The sequence below is a fragment of the Variovorax boronicumulans genome, assembly GCF_009811375.1.
Taxonomy (GTDB): Bacteria; Pseudomonadota; Gammaproteobacteria; order Burkholderiales; family Burkholderiaceae_C; genus Variovorax; species Variovorax boronicumulans.
The window spans coordinates 1,776,312-1,790,610 of the sequence record NZ_BKDH01000001.1 but is presented as its reverse complement, the minus strand read 5'-3'; the positions used below and the strand labels follow the sequence as shown (position 1 = coordinate 1,790,610).

17 protein-coding genes are annotated in these 14,299 nt (G+C 67.8%); 4 read left to right on the top strand and 13 right to left on the bottom strand.

From position 1 onward, the window contains the following. Nucleotides 1-2: 2 nt before the first annotated feature. Together VHAB30_RS08060 and VHAB30_RS08055 are read right to left on the bottom strand one after the other, a co-directional pair. Nucleotides 3-524 carry a ribosomal protein L7/L12 gene (locus tag VHAB30_RS08060; RefSeq protein WP_159276530.1) on the bottom strand — a complete coding sequence of 174 codons (522 nt, stop codon included), beginning with the start codon at nucleotides 522-524 and terminating at the stop codon, nucleotides 3-5. Between the two features lie 58 nt (nucleotides 525-582). Continuing rightward, nucleotides 583-1,305 carry an ABC transporter ATP-binding protein gene (locus VHAB30_RS08055; RefSeq protein WP_095947226.1) on the bottom strand — a complete coding sequence of 241 codons (723 nt, stop codon included), beginning with the start codon at nucleotides 1,303-1,305 and terminating at the stop codon, nucleotides 583-585. 36 nt (nucleotides 1,306-1,341) lie between these two features. Between VHAB30_RS08055 and VHAB30_RS08050 the strand changes: the two genes are divergently transcribed. After that, nucleotides 1,342-1,968 carry an arylesterase gene (locus VHAB30_RS08050; protein WP_235926510.1) on the top strand — a complete coding sequence of 209 codons (627 nt, stop codon included), beginning with the start codon at nucleotides 1,342-1,344 and terminating at the stop codon, nucleotides 1,966-1,968. Between the two features lie 93 nt (nucleotides 1,969-2,061). Here the strand turns inward: VHAB30_RS08050 and VHAB30_RS08045 are convergent, their stop codons facing one another. The 3 genes from VHAB30_RS08045 to VHAB30_RS08035 all read right to left on the bottom strand — a co-directional run bounded on the left by VHAB30_RS08045 (nucleotide 2,062) and on the right by VHAB30_RS08035 (nucleotide 4,480). Beyond that, on the bottom strand, nucleotides 2,062-2,265 hold the full coding sequence (locus VHAB30_RS08045) for a hypothetical protein (protein ID WP_062480739.1): 204 nt from the start codon (nucleotides 2,263-2,265) through the stop codon (nucleotides 2,062-2,064). A gap of 70 nt (nucleotides 2,266-2,335) precedes the next feature. Continuing rightward, complete coding sequence (locus VHAB30_RS08040) at nucleotides 2,336-3,280, bottom strand: hypothetical protein (protein WP_159276528.1); 945 nt, start codon at nucleotides 3,278-3,280, stop codon at nucleotides 2,336-2,338. Nucleotides 3,281-3,286: 6 nt separating this feature from the next. Continuing rightward, entirely contained in the window at nucleotides 3,287-4,480 is a 1,194-nt protein-coding gene (locus tag VHAB30_RS08035) for a PLP-dependent transferase (RefSeq protein WP_062480743.1), read from the bottom strand. A 134-nt stretch (nucleotides 4,481-4,614) separates the two neighbouring features. Between VHAB30_RS08035 and VHAB30_RS08030 the strand changes: the two genes are divergently transcribed. The 3 genes from VHAB30_RS08030 to VHAB30_RS08020 all read left to right on the top strand — a co-directional run bounded on the left by VHAB30_RS08030 (nucleotide 4,615) and on the right by VHAB30_RS08020 (nucleotide 6,865). Beyond that, nucleotides 4,615-5,370: a M48 family metallopeptidase gene (locus tag VHAB30_RS08030; RefSeq protein WP_062480745.1), complete on the top strand. Its 756-nt coding sequence runs from the start codon at nucleotides 4,615-4,617 to the stop codon at nucleotides 5,368-5,370. A gap of 79 nt (nucleotides 5,371-5,449) precedes the next feature. Beyond that, on the top strand, nucleotides 5,450-6,331 hold the full coding sequence (locus VHAB30_RS08025; protein WP_159276526.1) for a helix-turn-helix domain-containing protein: 882 nt from the start codon (nucleotides 5,450-5,452) through the stop codon (nucleotides 6,329-6,331). Nucleotides 6,332-6,406: 75 nt separating this feature from the next. After that, entirely contained in the window at nucleotides 6,407-6,865 is a 459-nt protein-coding gene (locus VHAB30_RS08020; protein ID WP_159276524.1) for a VOC family protein, read from the top strand. Between the two features lie 31 nt (nucleotides 6,866-6,896). On the opposite strand, the gene VHAB30_RS08015 is transcribed toward VHAB30_RS08020, so the two are convergent. The 8 genes from VHAB30_RS08015 to hfq all read right to left on the bottom strand — a co-directional run bounded on the left by VHAB30_RS08015 (nucleotide 6,897) and on the right by hfq (nucleotide 14,157). After that, on the bottom strand, nucleotides 6,897-7,421 hold the full coding sequence (locus VHAB30_RS08015; protein WP_095745645.1) for a phosphoribosyltransferase: 525 nt from the start codon (nucleotides 7,419-7,421) through the stop codon (nucleotides 6,897-6,899). A 125-nt stretch (nucleotides 7,422-7,546) separates the two neighbouring features. After that, a complete protein-coding gene (locus VHAB30_RS08010; protein ID WP_062480752.1) occupies nucleotides 7,547-8,878 on the bottom strand; it encodes an adenylosuccinate synthase in 1,332 nt (443 codons plus the stop codon). A gap of 23 nt (nucleotides 8,879-8,901) precedes the next feature. Then, nucleotides 8,902-10,062, bottom strand: a complete 1,161-nt coding sequence (locus tag VHAB30_RS08005; RefSeq protein ID WP_159271540.1) for an ATP phosphoribosyltransferase regulatory subunit — start codon at nucleotides 10,060-10,062, stop codon at nucleotides 8,902-8,904. A gap of 44 nt (nucleotides 10,063-10,106) precedes the next feature. Further along, nucleotides 10,107-10,295 (bottom strand): DUF2065 domain-containing protein, encoded by a 189-nt coding sequence (locus VHAB30_RS08000; RefSeq protein WP_062480756.1) that lies wholly within the window; start codon nucleotides 10,293-10,295, stop codon nucleotides 10,107-10,109. Nucleotides 10,296-10,332: 37 nt separating this feature from the next. Next, the gene (gene hflC, locus VHAB30_RS07995; protein ID WP_062480758.1) at nucleotides 10,333-11,220 is read right to left on the bottom strand and encodes a protease modulator HflC; all 888 of its coding nucleotides are present in this window, start codon (nucleotides 11,218-11,220) and stop codon (nucleotides 10,333-10,335) included. Nucleotides 11,221-11,237: 17 nt separating this feature from the next. Continuing rightward, nucleotides 11,238-12,614 carry an FtsH protease activity modulator HflK gene (gene hflK, locus VHAB30_RS07990; protein WP_070061003.1) on the bottom strand — a complete coding sequence of 459 codons (1,377 nt, stop codon included), beginning with the start codon at nucleotides 12,612-12,614 and terminating at the stop codon, nucleotides 11,238-11,240. A 74-nt stretch (nucleotides 12,615-12,688) separates the two neighbouring features. Continuing rightward, on the bottom strand, nucleotides 12,689-13,858 hold the full coding sequence (hflX, locus tag VHAB30_RS07985) for a GTPase HflX (RefSeq protein WP_159276522.1): 1,170 nt from the start codon (nucleotides 13,856-13,858) through the stop codon (nucleotides 12,689-12,691). A gap of 53 nt (nucleotides 13,859-13,911) precedes the next feature. Further along, entirely contained in the window at nucleotides 13,912-14,157 is a 246-nt protein-coding gene (hfq, locus tag VHAB30_RS07980; RefSeq protein ID WP_056582504.1) for an RNA chaperone Hfq, read from the bottom strand. Nucleotides 14,158-14,299 lie beyond the last annotated feature (142 nt).

Genomic DNA, 14,299 nt, shown 5'->3' with positions numbered 1-14,299 from the left:
CCTCAGGCGCCCTTGAAATACGACCACGCCGCCGCTGCGATCAGCAGCACGACGATCACCGGCAGCCACTTGAAGCCACCGCCCGACACCCGGCCCGGCTCGGCCATCGGGTTCGCCGCCGGGCTCGACGGCAGGTGTCCGAAGTCGCCGGCGGCGGGGTTCTGGTGCGCCTCGACCAATTGCTTGGCCTCGGCCAGGCCCAGGCCGGTGGCCTCGCGCGTGAGGCGCACGGCCTCGACCTTCTGGCCCCGCGCCAGGGCCGCGAGCGCGGCGGCCGGCACTGCGGCGGGGCCGTTGCCCTGCATGCCGCTGCCGGTCTCGGCTGCAGCCTCGCCCCGGCCCCAGTCGCCTTCCTGCCAGTCGGCCGGCGCACCGGCGGCGACCGCGCCACTGTGGGCATAGCGCTCGACGGCCTCCTTGGACGACTTGAGGTCCATGCCAGTGCGCTCGCGCACGATCTTGATCGCCTCGATCAGGTTGCCGCGCTCCAGGGCGGCGATGGCCTCGGGGGGAAGCTGGGTCATGAACTCTCCTCTGTGTTCGGGGAGCGCCGCGGGAGCCGGGCGCTGTCTTTTTACTGACTCAGGCGGCCTGAGCGACGGTCGATTCTGGCGTTTTTTCGTTGAGCGCCACGCGCCCGGCTTCGATGGTGATGCGCCGCTCGCACTGCGAGGCGATGCCGCGGTCGTGCGTGACCAGCACCAGCGTGGTTCCCAGCTCGCGGTTCAGGTCGAACATGAGTTTCATGACCTGCTCGCCGGTGGCGAAGTCGAGGCTGCCGGTGGGCTCGTCGGCCAGCAGCAGGGCCGGCTGCACCACGAAGGCCCGCGCCAGCGCCACGCGCTGCTGCTCACCGCCCGACAGCACCTTGGGGTAGTGGCCCAGGCGCTGGCCCAGGCCGACGCGGCCCAGCATCTCGGTGGCGGCCTTGCGCGCGTCCTTGCGGTTGGCCAGCTCCAGCGGCAGCATGACGTTCTCGAGCGCGCTCAGGTTGCCCAGCAGCTGGAAGCTCTGAAACACGAAGCCCACGCGCTGGGCACGCAGCGCGGCGCGCTCATCCTCGTCGATGGCGAAGATGTCGTCGCCCGCCAGCTTCACCGTGCCGCGCGTGGGCGTGTCCAGCCCGGCAATGATCGACAGCAAGGTGCTCTTGCCGGAGCCCGAGGCGCCGACGATGGCGGCGGTTTCCCGCGCGCCCAGGGTGAAATGGATGTCCTGCAGAATGTCCAGCGTGCCGGCCGAGTCGGTGACGGACTTGAAGACATGCTCGACGGCGACAATGGCATCAGACGGGGGTTGGGACATGAAAGGCTTTTCGTTTTGAATCGACGTGACTTTATCTTGACCACCGCCGCGCTCGGCAGCGCGGGGGCATGGACGGCTGCGGCAGCCCAGGCTCCGGCTGGCAAGCCGGTGATCCTGGTGCTCGGTGATTCGCTGAGCGCAGAGTACGGCCTCAAGCGCGGTGAAGGCTGGGTACCCTTGCTGGAAAAAAGGCTTGCGCAGCAGAAGATCTCGGCCTCGGTGGTCAACGCCAGCATCAGCGGCGACACCAGCTCCGGCGGGCGCGCCCGCTTCCCGGCCCTGCTGGCACAGCACAAGCCCAGCCACGTGGTGCTGGAGCTGGGCGCCAACGACGCCCTGCGCGGCCTGCCGCTGTCGAACACCGAAGACAATCTGCTGCAGATCACCAAGGCCGCGCAGGCCGCGGGCGCGCGGGTGCTGATCGTCGGCATCCAGGTGCCGCCGAACTACGGCGGCGACTACACGCGGCGCTTCGAGGCCGTGTTCGCGAAGGTGGCGGGCGCGACGAAGTCGGCGCTGGTGCCCTTCCTGCTCAAGGGCGTGGCCGATGCGCCCGACGCCATGACGCTGTTCCAGTCCGACCGCATCCATCCGACCGCCGCGGCGCAGCCGCAGATCCTGGACAACGTCTGGCCGGAGCTGCGCAAGCTGCTGCCCAAGTAGCCTCGCCTCCTTGCGCGCGCCCCAAAGAAAAAGCCGCCGCAGGCCTGCGCCTGCAGCGGCTTTTCTGTTTTCAGGGGTGCCAGGAACGAGGGGTCATCCGTTCTTGGTCGGCAACTCGGGCGCCGTGGGGGGATCGCGTTCGAGCGATGCCACGTCGGTCTCCGGGTCTCCGGGGGCCAGCCCGTCGCTGCTCGGATTGAGCTTGCGGTTCGCCTTCTCCCGGAGCTTTTCTTCCTTCTTTTTCTTCTTGGCCAGCTCTTTCTGGCGCTTCTCGTAGCCGTAATTGGGTGTTGCCACTGCTTCTCCTTCAGGCGAGGCAGTCAGGGTGACTGCGCTTCAGCCTACTGTAAGCGATAACGGTGCAGTCTCAAGACGCGGCGCCGGCGGCCGTTTCGAACTCGAACACACCTTGCAAACCCGGGTAACGCTGGTGCATGAACCAGCCCATGGCCCCCGCGCCGGCCACCAGGGCCAGGACCGTCGCGGCCACCATCCATCCCATATGTTCGCCCATCGGCCAGAGGACGATCACGGCCAGCACCGGCAACAGCCCGGCGAGCGATGACAGCCACATCCAGCGCCTCGGGGCGGGCATGGGCGCCCAGGTTTGCGGGTCGATGCCGGCATCGATGAACACCTCGGCGTCGAAGCGCAGGCGTGGCCTCGGCTGGGTGGCCAGGTGCAGCAGCAACGCACGCAGCAGCACGGCCCGGTTGCGAAAGCGAAGGACACGGCCGGTGTCGACGGTGAGCGCCAGGGGCAGCCGGACCTCCCTGGGTTCGTCACCCCGCACGACCTGCTGGAACACCAGCCGCTTGACGATGGCTTCGCTCGATACGAACTCGGTCTTCACGTCATGGAAGCCCGCGCGCGCACGGCACACCTCGCGCCAATGCACCACCTGCGGCGATGCCGGATCGCCCCAGCACATGCCGTTCGCGTCGATCCGCAGCATCCCCTCGCCCACGCGCGGAAACTGGCGCAGCAAATACCAGATGCCGCCGCCCAGCATCCCGAAGAGCAACAGTCCGAGCAGCAGGAGGATCGCTTCGTTGCCGCGCGCGTTGGACCAATCCTCCTCGAGCATCACGGCGGCGACGAGCCCTGCCGCGATCAACGCGAAAAGCGCCACGAAGCCACCGATGAAGAGTCGCGTGCCGCGCAGGTCGGGCACGCCTTCCAGCGGGCCAGACCGTGCGAACGCCTCCAGCACCTGCACAGGCACGTCCAGCACCCGCGACGCGACGGCCTGCGACGCGGGCGGCAGCGCGACGCGTTGGCCCTTGCGGTGTTTCCTGCCCACTGCGCGCAACAGCGCCTACATCTGCAGCAAGGCTTGTTGCAGGTCGGCACGCAGGTCGTCCACGTCCTCCAGGCCGACCGAAAAACGCACCAGCGTGCCCTTGTAGGGCCAACGGGCGACGCTGGCGTCGCGCATCAGGCCGATGTCGTAGGGCACGACGAGGCTGATCGGGCCGCCCCACGAATAGCCGAGGCGGAAGAGCTTCAGGCTGTCGCAGAAGCGATCGACCTGCTCGGTGCTGAAGCGCTCGTCGAACACCACCGAGAACAGGCCCGCGGCCAGGTCGGTGGCGCCGCACAGCGCGCGCCAGTTGGCGTGGCCCGGCGAATCCTCGAGCGCGGGGTGCAGCACCTGCGCGATCTCTTCGCAGCCGTTGAGCCAGCCGGCCAGCTCGCGCGCCGCGCGGTCGTGCGCGGCGTAGCGCAGCGCCATGCTCGGCAGCGAACGCAGCAGGGTCTCGACGTCGCCCACGCCGATGCCGAAGCCGGTGCGCATGTGGGTGAGCTTGAGCGCGCGGTGCAGGCGCTCGTCGCGCGTGACGACGCTGCCCATGAGCACGTCGCCACCGCCGCTGGGGTACTTGGTGAGCGCGTGCACCGACACGTCGACGCCCTGCCCCGTGCCGTTGAAATCGAAGGGCGCGAAGGCCAGGCCCGCGCCCCAGGTGTTGTCCAGCGCGGTCATCACGCCGCGCTCGCGGCAGATTTCAGCCAGCGCCGGCAGGTTGGGGAACTCCATCGTCACCGAGCCGGCCGCTTCGAGCCACACCAGCCGCGTGCGGTGCGAGAGCTTGGCTTCCAGGTCGGACGGGTTCATCGCGTCGTACAGGCGGTGCGTGATGCCGAAGTTGGCGAGCTCGCCGGTGGCCAGCGCCTTGGTCGGGCCGTAGGCGTTGTCGGGAATCAGCACCTCGTCGCCGGTCTTCAGGAACGCGAACGAGACCAGCGAGATCGCGGCCAGCCCGCTGGGCACCAGCAGGCATTCGGTGCCGCCTTCGAGCGTGGCCAGGCGCTCCTCGAGCGTGAAGGTGGTGGGCGTGCCGTGCAGGCCGTAGGTGTAGCCGGCCTTGGTCTTCCAGTCGCGCGCACGCATCGCGGCGACGTCGGCGAAGAACACGGTCGAGGCCTTGAACACGCCGGGCTGCGGCGCAGCGAAGGTGGCCGGCGGCGTGTAGGGATGGTGGATCAGGGTCGTGGAAGGCTTGCTCATGTGCCGATGCTAGCGCCCCGCGAGGAACCCTCGACGGCCGTGACATTCTCCGTTCGATGTCGACGGCCTTGGCCGGATCGCATGCGCATTGCGGATAGAGTTGCCCCTCCGAAAATAAAGGGAGGATTTTCTCGATGCGTCATCTGCTCATCACCATCACGGCCGCTGCGGCCCTGTCCGCCTGCGGCGGCATGAAGAACCTGGATTCGAACGCGCTCGCGGGCGCCGGCGGCAGCGCCTTCAAGGCCATGTCGCTCACCGACGGCGACGTGCAGGCCCTGGCCAACCAGTCCTGCGCCGAGCTCGACAAGAGCTCCAAGGTCGCGGGCCCCGCCGATGCCTACAGCAAGCGCCTGGAGCGCGTGCGCCAGGGCCTGCCCACCACCATCGGTGGCCAGCCTGCCAGCTACAAGGTCTACCTCACGAAGGACGTGAACGCCTGGGCCATGGGCAACGGCTGCATCCGCGTCTACAGCGGCCTCATGGACCTCATGAACGACGACGAGCTGCGCGGCATCATCGGCCACGAGATCGGCCACGTCGCCCTGGGCCACAGCAAGAAGGCCATGCAGACCGCCTACGCCGTGTCGGCCGCGCGCGGCCTCGCCGGCGCCACCGGCAATGCGGCGATCACGCAGCTGTCGTCCTCGCAGATCGGCGACTTCGCCGAGAAGCTGGTCAACGCGCAGTTCTCGCAGTCGCAGGAAACCGACTCCGACAACTACGCCTTCGACCTGCTGACCACGCAGAAGCTCAAGCGCGAAGGCCTCGTCACCGCGTTCCAGAAGCTGGCCAAGCTCGACGGCGGCAAGAGTTCGATGCTCAGCTCGCACCCGGCCTCCGGCGACCGCGCCGCCAACATCCAGAAGCGCCTCGCAACGAGCAAGTAAGCAGCCTGGGCCCGGGCGGCTGCTCGGCGCACAATGCGCCGATGCTCACCCGCCCGCCCTTGCCGGGGCCCGTCGCGCCATGCAGCTGACGCGGCCCCCGTCCCCTCATCTGCGGCCCTTCCTGCGGCTGCTGTGGGCCTCGGCGCCCGAGGGCACACCCGACACACGCACCGGCGCCCGCGAGCACGTGCTGCCCACGGGCGGCATGCACCTGGTGTTCCGGCTTTCGGGGCCGCCGCTGCGACTCTTCGACGACACACGCGACCTGCGCGGCCACACGGTCGGCCATGCCATCGTCGGCGGTGCGCGCGCCGCTTTCTACCTGCGCGATGTGTCGGTGGCCACACGCTCGGTCGGCGCGCAATTGCACCCCGGTGCCGCCTGGCTACTGCTCGGCGCACCTGAAGACGCTCTGAGTGGTCGCCACACGCCGCTCGACGCGCTGTGGGGCGAGCGGCAGACCGCCGACGCGCTCGAACAGCTGCATGCATCGTCCGACGACCCGGCCCGGCAACTGGACGTGTTCGAGGCCTTGCTGACCCGGCGCCTGGCCGCTGCCGCCCTGCCCCGCACCAGCCCGCGCGGCCTGCACCCGGCCGTGGCCGCCTCGCTGGGCCAGATGACGCGCGACACGCCCGCATCGATCGCCGCGCTGGTGGCGCGCAGCGGCTACAGCCACCGGCGCTTCATCGCGCTGTTCCGCGCGGCGGTCGGGCTCGCGCCCAAGGAATACGCCCGCGTGATGCGCTTCGACCGCGTGCTGGCGCTGGCCGCCGACGATCCTGCGCGCGCCTGGGCCGACATCGCGCTCGCAGCGGGCTACAGCGACCAGGCGCACCTGAGCCGCGAGTTCTCGGCGCTGGCCGGCCTGTCGCCGCAGGCCTGGCGGCAGACGGGGGCAGCGTCGCCGCGTCATGTGCCGGCTGTCGGCGCGGCAGGTCAAATTCCTTCAAGACGCTAGCGCCGGGGCTGCGCAGAATCGGCGCCACGGTCCCCGTTTCAACACGCTATTCAAGAAAGAAAGGCAGGTCCCGCCATGGCCATCCACGAGCTGTTTCCGTACCTCTGCGTCGACAACGCCGCCGCCGCCGTCGACTTCTATTGCCACGTGTTCGAGGTGAAGGAAATCTTTCGACTGACAGAACCCAGCGGCCGCATCGGGCACGTCGAGCTGGACTTTCACAACGGCGCGATCCTGATGATCTCGGACGAGTTCGCCGAATTCAACATCCGCTCGCCCAAGGCGCTCGGCGGCAGCGCGGTCTCGCTGCACCTGCACGTGGACAACGCCGACGCGGTGGTCGCGCGCGCGGTCGCCGCGGGGGCCACGCTGGACATGGCACCGCAGGATCAGTTCTATGGGGAGCGTTCCGGCGTCTTCCGCGACCCCTTCGGTCACCGGTGGAACGTGGGGCACAGCATCGAGAAACTGACGCCGGAGGAAATGCAGCGGCGCTACACCGCGATGTTCGACACCCCCGGCGGCGGCAGCTGAGCGCGCCGGCCGGCGGTGCCAGGGCCGGTCGTCAGACCGACCACTTCTCGATCAGCTTCTCGGCGCCGAGCGAGTCGTAGCCCTCGAAGGGCTGGTGGATCCACGGGTTGGTGGCCAGGAACTCGACCGAGTAGTCGGGCGTGAAGGTCGACAGCGCCTTGGTCCAGATGACCGCGCTGCGCAGCTCGGTGATCGGCTTGTAGTTGTTGCGCAGCATGTCCATCACGGCGTGCAGCGTGTGGCCCGAATCAGCCAGGTCGTCCACCAGCAGCACCTTGCCGGCGATCTCGCCCTTGGGGGTGGTGATGTAGCGGGCGATGTCGAGATGGCCCTGGATCGTGCCGGCGTCGGCGCGGTAGGAGCTGGTCGACATGATCGCCAGCGGCTTGTCGAAGATGCGCGAGAGCACATCGCCCGGGCGCATGCCGCCGCGCGCCAGGCACAGGATGGTGTCGAACTCCCAGCCCGACTGGTGCACCTTGATCGCGAGCTTCTCGATCAGGTTGTGGTACTCGTCGTAGCTGACGTAGAGATGCTTTCCGTCTTCGGTCAACATGGTCTGGATTCCTTCAGTCTTTTTTCTCGTTCGTGGAACACCGCGGAACCGGCTTTGCCGGGCCGCTGGTGTTGCCCCAGAAGGGGGTTGGCGGCCACACGAAGTGGGCAAGCCCGGGGGAGAACTTAGTCCGCGAGGTAGGGGTGGCGCATCATGATCGTGTGGTCGCGATCAGGGCTCGTGGACACCATGTGGATCGGCACGCCGGTGACCTGCTCGATGCGCTGCAGGTACAGCCGCGCATTGACCGGCAGCTTGTCGTACTGCGTGACGCCCACGGTGCTTTCGGTCCAGCCTTCGAGCGTTTCGTAGATCGGCGTGCAGCGCTCGATCTCGTCCGCGCCCATCGGCAGGATGTCGGTGGTTTCGCCGTCGAGTTCGTAGCCGGTGCACAGCTCGAGCTTCTCGAGGCCGTCGAGCACGTCCAGCTTGGTGATGCACAGGCCCGACAGGCCGTTGACCTGCGCCGAGCGCTTGAGCAGCGCGGCGTCGAACCAGCCGCAACGGCGGCTGCGGCCGGTGGTCACGCCCTTTTCGGCGCCCACGGTGCTCATGTGGTAGCCGGGGGTGCCCGGCGTGGCCCAGTCGAGCTCGGTGGGGAACGGACCGCCGCCCACGCGGGTGCAGTAGGCCTTGGTGATGCCCAGCACGTAGTGCAGCATGCCCGGGCCCACGCCCGAACCGGCGGCGGCATTGCCGGCCACGCAGTTGCTCGAGGTGACGTACGGGTAGGTGCCGTGGTCGACGTCGAGCAGCGTGCCTTGCGCGCCCTCGAACAGCAGGTTGGCGCCGGCCTTGTGGGCGTCGTTCAACTCGCGCGACACGTCGGCCATCATGGGCTTGAGCAGCGCGGCGTGGCGCATGGCCTCGTCGAACACGGTGTCGTAGTCGATGGCGGGCGCGCCCAGCACCTGAGTCAGCACGTGGTTGTGCAGCTCGAGCAGCACGCGCAGCTTGGCCGCGAAGCGCTCGGGGTGCTTCAAATCTTGCACGCGCAGCGCGCGGCGGGCGATCTTGTCTTCGTAGGCCGGGCCGATGCCGCGGCCGGTGGTGCCGATCTTCTCGATGCCGCCCTTTTCACGGTAGGCCTCGCGCGCGATGTCCAGCGCGGCGTGGAACGGCAGGATCAGCGGGCAGGCCTCGCTGATGCGCAGGCGCGAACGCACTTCGACGCCGGCTTTCTCCAGGCCTTCGATTTCCTCGAAGAGCTTGGCGGCCGACAGCACCACGCCGTTGCCGATGTAGCACTTGACGCCGGGGCGCATGATGCCGCTCGGGATCAGGTGCAGCGCGGTCTTCACGCCGTTGATGACCAGCGTGTGGCCCGCGTTGTGGCCGCCCTGGAAGCGGACCACGCCCTGGGCGCTTTCCGTCAGCCAGTCAACCAGCTTGCCCTTGCCTTCGTCGCCCCACTGGGTACCGACGACGACCACGTTTCTTCCGGTGGTTACGCTCATGCTCGTTCCATTACTTCAAAAATTCAGATCGCTCGGACATTCCATTGGCCGGCCTGCTCGACGAGCTCGCGGTCGCAATGGAATTCATCGATTTCGCTGCCGTGGCCGGGCAGCACGCAGACTACCGTTTCGCCGGCCTTGCGCAATTGGGCAATCGCCTGACGCAGGCCGGCCGCATCGCTCCAGGGCGCACGGATGGCGGCGCGCAACGGACGGGCCGGCAGCACGCCGACGAGCTCGCGCACATCGAGGCTGAAGCCGACGGCCGGACGGTTGCGGCCGAACACGGCGCCCACCTCGTCGTAGCGGCCGCCGCGCACCAGCGAGTCGGCCGCGCCCGGCACGTAGATGCCGAAACGCATGCCGCTGTAGTAGGCGTAGCCGCGCAGGTCGGCCAGGTCGAAGCTGATCTGGCGCCCTGCCGTGCCGTTCAGGCCGGCGGCGAGTTGCTTCAGGTCGGCCAGCGCCGCGGCCACGGTAGGCGTGCCCTTCAGGGCCTTGGCGGCCTCGTCGAGCACGGCCACATCGCCGTACAGGCCCACGAGGGCGCGCAGGCCGTCGCGTGACGCAGCGGGGAAATCCTTGGTGAGCGCCTGCAGTTCGCTCGCGTCCTTGGCGGCCAGCGCGGCGTGCACGCGGGCGATCGCGGCGGCATCGACCGGCACGCCGGCGAACAGCGCACGCACGATGCGGGCGTCGGCCAGGTCGACGATCACGCCGTCGCGCAGGCCGGCGGCGTCGAGGCAGTCGAGCGCCAGCAGCAGGGTTTCGGTGTCGGCTTCGAGGCCGGCGTGGCCGTAGATCTCGGCGCCGAACTGCAGCGGCTCACGGGTGGCGTGCGGGCGGTCGGGCCGGGTATGGACCACCGGGCCGCAGTAGCACAAACGCGCCACGCCGTCGCGGTTCAGCAGGTGGGCATCGATGCGCGCCACCTGGGGGGTGGTGTCGGCACGCAGGCCCATGCTGCGACCGGAGAGCTGGTCGACGAGCTTGAAGGTTTGGAGGTCGAGCGCCTCGCCGGTGCCCGAAAGCAGCGACTCCAGGTGCTCGAGCAGCGGCGGCATCACCAGCTCGTAGCCATAGCCACGGGCGGTATCGAGCAGCTGGCGTCGAAGTTCTTCGATGTGGCGCGCCTCGGAGGGCAGCACATCGGCAATGTGATCCGGGAGGACCCAGGCGGACATGGGGATCGGGGGCGTGGTTAAACCGGGATTCTACCGGGCCCGAGCTACCCCAGAACCCAGAGCAGTACCAAACCCAGCAGGATGCTGCAAAGACCGAAGAAACGCAGCTGGCCATCGCGCAGCTGCAGCAGTTGGCTGAAGCCGCGCCGCCACCCGCCCGGCGAGACGAAAGGCAGGATGCCTTCGATCACCAGGACCAGCGCCAACGCGCTCCAGAAGGTGTCGGCGCTCACGGCTCCAGGCAGGACAGCGGAAACGGACGGCCCGTGGTTACTTGCGCGCCGAGCCGGAGCTCTGCATGGCGCGGAAGAAGTCCGAGGACGGGTCGAGCACCATCACGTCGCTCTTCTTGTTGAAGCTCTGCTTGTAGGCCTCGAGGCTGCGATAGAACTGGGCGAACTGCGGATCGCGGCCGAAGGCCTCGCTGTAGGTCGCGGCAGCCTGGGCATCGCCCTCGCCCTTGATCTTCTGGGCGTCGCGGTAGGCGTTGGCCACGATCACTTCGCGCTGGCGGTCGGCGTCGGCGCGGATCTTCTCGCCTTCGGCCGTGCCGGTGGAACGCAGCTCGTTGGCCACGCGCTTGCGTTCGGCTTCCATGCGGCGGTAGACCGATTCGGTGATGGCTTCCACGTAGTCCACGCGGGTGATGCGCACGTCGACCACGTCGACGCCCCAGGGCTTGGCGCCCTTCACCACGGCCAGCACTTCGCGCTGCACGTCGGCCATGAGGGCTTCGCGGCGCACCGAGATCAGGTCGCGCACGGTGCGCTTGTTGATGTTTTCCTGGAAGGCGTTGCGCACCACGCGGTTCAGCTGCATGGCGCCCGCGTTCTCGTCGAGGCCGACGTTGCGGATGTAGGCCTGTGGGTCGGAGATGCGCCAGCGCACGTACCAGTCGATCACCACGCGCTGCTTTTCAGCGGTGAGCATGGGCTCGGTGTCGAGGCTCGAGAGCGTCAGCAGGCGCTTGTCGATGTACGACACGTTCTGGAACGGCGGCGGCAGCTTGAAGTTGAGGCCGGGCTCGGTGATGACCTGCTTGATCTGGCCGAGGGCATAGACCACGCCGAACTGGCGCTGGTCGACCACGAAGAGGGTCGAGCTCAGCAGCACGAGCAGGACGAGGACCGAGGTGGCGATGAAACCGATTCTGTTCATGTTGTTCCGGGCCTTTCTCAGCGCACGTCGCGGTCACGCGAGCGGCCGTCACGGGCGCGCACGTCGGTGGTGGCGGGCGCCACCGGGATCACCGACGACTGGGTCGGTGCGGTGCCGGCCACGCTGGGGCTGGCGGCGTCCACGGGCGTGGCTGTGTTGCCGCCGCCTTGCTGCATCAGCTTGTCGAGCGGCAGGTACAGCAGGTTGGAGCCCTGCTTGCTGTCGACCAGCACCTTGGTCGTGCTGGCGTAGATCTGCTGCATGGCGTCGGTGTACATGCGGTCGCGCGTCACCTGCGGCGCCTTCTGGTACTCGGTCAGCACCGAGCTGAAGCGACCTGCGTCACCCTGGGCCTGCGCCACGATGCGGGCCTTGTAGGCCTCGGACTCTTCCTTCAGGCGCGACGAGGTACCGGTGGCCAGCGGCACGACATTGTTGGCGTAGGCCTCGGCGTCGTTCTTGGCGCGTTCGCGTTCCTGGCCGGCCTTGAGCACGTCGTCGAAGGCGGCCTGCACCTGCTCGGGCGGACGCACGCCGCCCTGCTGCAGGTTGATGCCGACGACTTCGACACCGACCTTGTAGCGGTCGAGGATGGTCTGCATCAGTGCGCGCACACGGGGAGCGATCTGGTCGCGCTCTTCGGCGAGCGCCGCGTCCATCTTCATCTTGCCGACCACTTCGCGCACGGAGCTCTCGGCCACCTGCACGATGGTTTCAGCGGGCGACTTGCTCTCGTAGAGCCAGGCACGCGCATCGCTCAGGCGGTACTGCACGGCGAACTTGATTTCGACGATGTTCTCGTCTTCGGTCAGCATGGCCGATTCGCGCAGGCCGGTGGAACGCACGATGGCGTCGCGGCCCACGTCGGTGGAACGGATCTGCGTGGTCACCACCACTTCGTGGCGTTGAATGGGGTACGGCAGGCGCCAGTTGAAGCCGGCGTTCACCGTCGACTTGTAGCGACCGAATTGCGTGACCACGGCCTGCTGGCCTTCGTTCACGATGAAGAAGCCGGTGCCGAGCCAGATCAGGACCGCCACGGCGGCCACGAGGCCGATGCCGAAGCCGGCGTTTTTCATGTCGGGCTTGTAGCCGTTGCCGCCACCGCCGCCGGTGCCGTTGGGGCGATTGCCGCCACCCTTGCCGCCGCCGAAGAAACCACCGAGCTTGCGATTGAGGTCGCGCCAGAGTTCGTCGAGGTCGGGCGGGCCCTGGTTCGGGCCCTGGCCGCGCGGGCGATTGCCGTTGCCGTTGTTGTTCTGGTTGCCGCTCGAAGGCGGCGGGATCGGGGCGCCGGGGGGATCGGCATCGGGCGGCCGGTTGCCGGCCGGGCGGTCGCCGTTGGAGGACGGCTCGTCGCCGCGACCCCATCGGCCATCGTTCAGGTTGAACATGCCCAGAAACCCTCTCCGCGCTGGCTTTGCATTCATTCGCTTCGTTCTCGTGTCAGTGGCGGGATTGTGCCCAATCAAGGGGCCGCATCGTGCAATTCAGCGTCCGCCTCAGGGGTCATCGTATCGGCGACGGAACCCGACTGCCGGCCCAGCTCGGCCCGCAGCAGCGGCAGGCCTTCGCCGGTCCTGGCGCTGAGGAAGATGCGGGGAACCTGCACGCCGTCGATTTCCATCTCGTCCTGCAGATGCAGCGGATGTTGCGCGCTTTCAAGGGCGTCGAGCTTGTTGAACACCAGCAGTTGCGGCACGTCGCCTGCGCCGATGTCCTGCAGCACCGACTGGACCTCGGCCATCTGCTCGGGATAGTGCGGGTTGGAGGCGTCGATCACGTGCAGCAGCAGGTCGGCATCGACCGCCTCCTGCAAGGTGGCCTTGAACGCGTCGACCAGGCCGTGCGGCAGGTCGCGGATGAAGCCCACCGTGTCGGAGATCGACACCTGCCGGCGCGCATCGCCCAGGTAGAGGTTGCGCGTGGTGGTGTCGAGCGTGGCGAACAGCTGGTCGGCCGCATAGGCGCGCGCCTTGACCATCGCGTTGAAGATCGACGACTTGCCCGCGTTGGTGTAGCCGACGAGCGAGATGTTGAAGGTCTCGCGGCGCTCGCGCTGGCGGCGCTGCGTGCTGCGCTGCTTCTGCACCTTGGCCAGGCGCTCGCGCGTGCGCTTGATCGACTCGTTGATCATGCGGCGGTCGAGCTCGATCTGCTTCTCACCCGGGCCGCCGCGCACACCTGCACCGCCGGTCTGGCGCTCCAGGTGGGACCAACGACGGACCAGCCGCGTGCTCAGGTACTGCAGGCGAGCCAGCTCGACCTGCAGCTTGCCTTCGTGCGAGCGGGCACGCTGGGCGAAGATCTCGAGGATGAGGAAGGTGCGGTCGTAGACCGCGACATCGAGCTGGCGTTCGAGATTGCGCTGCTGCGCAGGGCTCAAGGACTGGTCGAAGATGACCTCGCTCGCCCTGTGCATGGCGGCGAGCTCCTTGATCTCTTCGGCCTTGCCGCTGCCGACGAACAGAGCCGCATCGGGCGCCTTGCGCTTGCAGGCCAGGCGGGCAACGGGTGTCAGGCCCGCGGTTTGTGCGAGCAGGCCGAGTTCTTCGAGCTCGCTGTCGAAATGGGGCAGCCCGAAATCGACACCGACGAGAACGGCGGCGCCTTCCTGGCGGGGGATCGAATCAGACAAGCGGAATCAGATATGGAAAAAGCGCGGCGGGGTTGCCGCCGCGCTCCGCGCGATCAGGCGGCGGCGTCGTCGTTCTCGTTGGCCGAGAAGTTGACGGCACGACCCGGCACGATGGTGGAAATGGCGTGCTTGTAGACCATTTGCGTCACTGTATTGCGAAGCAACACGACGTATTGATCGAAGGACTCGATCTGGCCTTGCAGCTTGATGCCGTTCACCAAATAAATGGAAACCGGCACATGCTCGCGACGCAAGGTGTTCAGAAACGGGTCTTGCAGAAGTTGCCCTTTATTGCTCACGATATTCTCCGTGTTCAAGAGTAGTTGTTGGAGAGATGACCTTAACACAGGGTTTCTGCGCCGCAGCAATCGGGGTCAAAAGCCTTGAGAAAATAACGGTTCTCAAAAGACGGAACTTCCGCTCCTGCTGCGGCTCAACGGC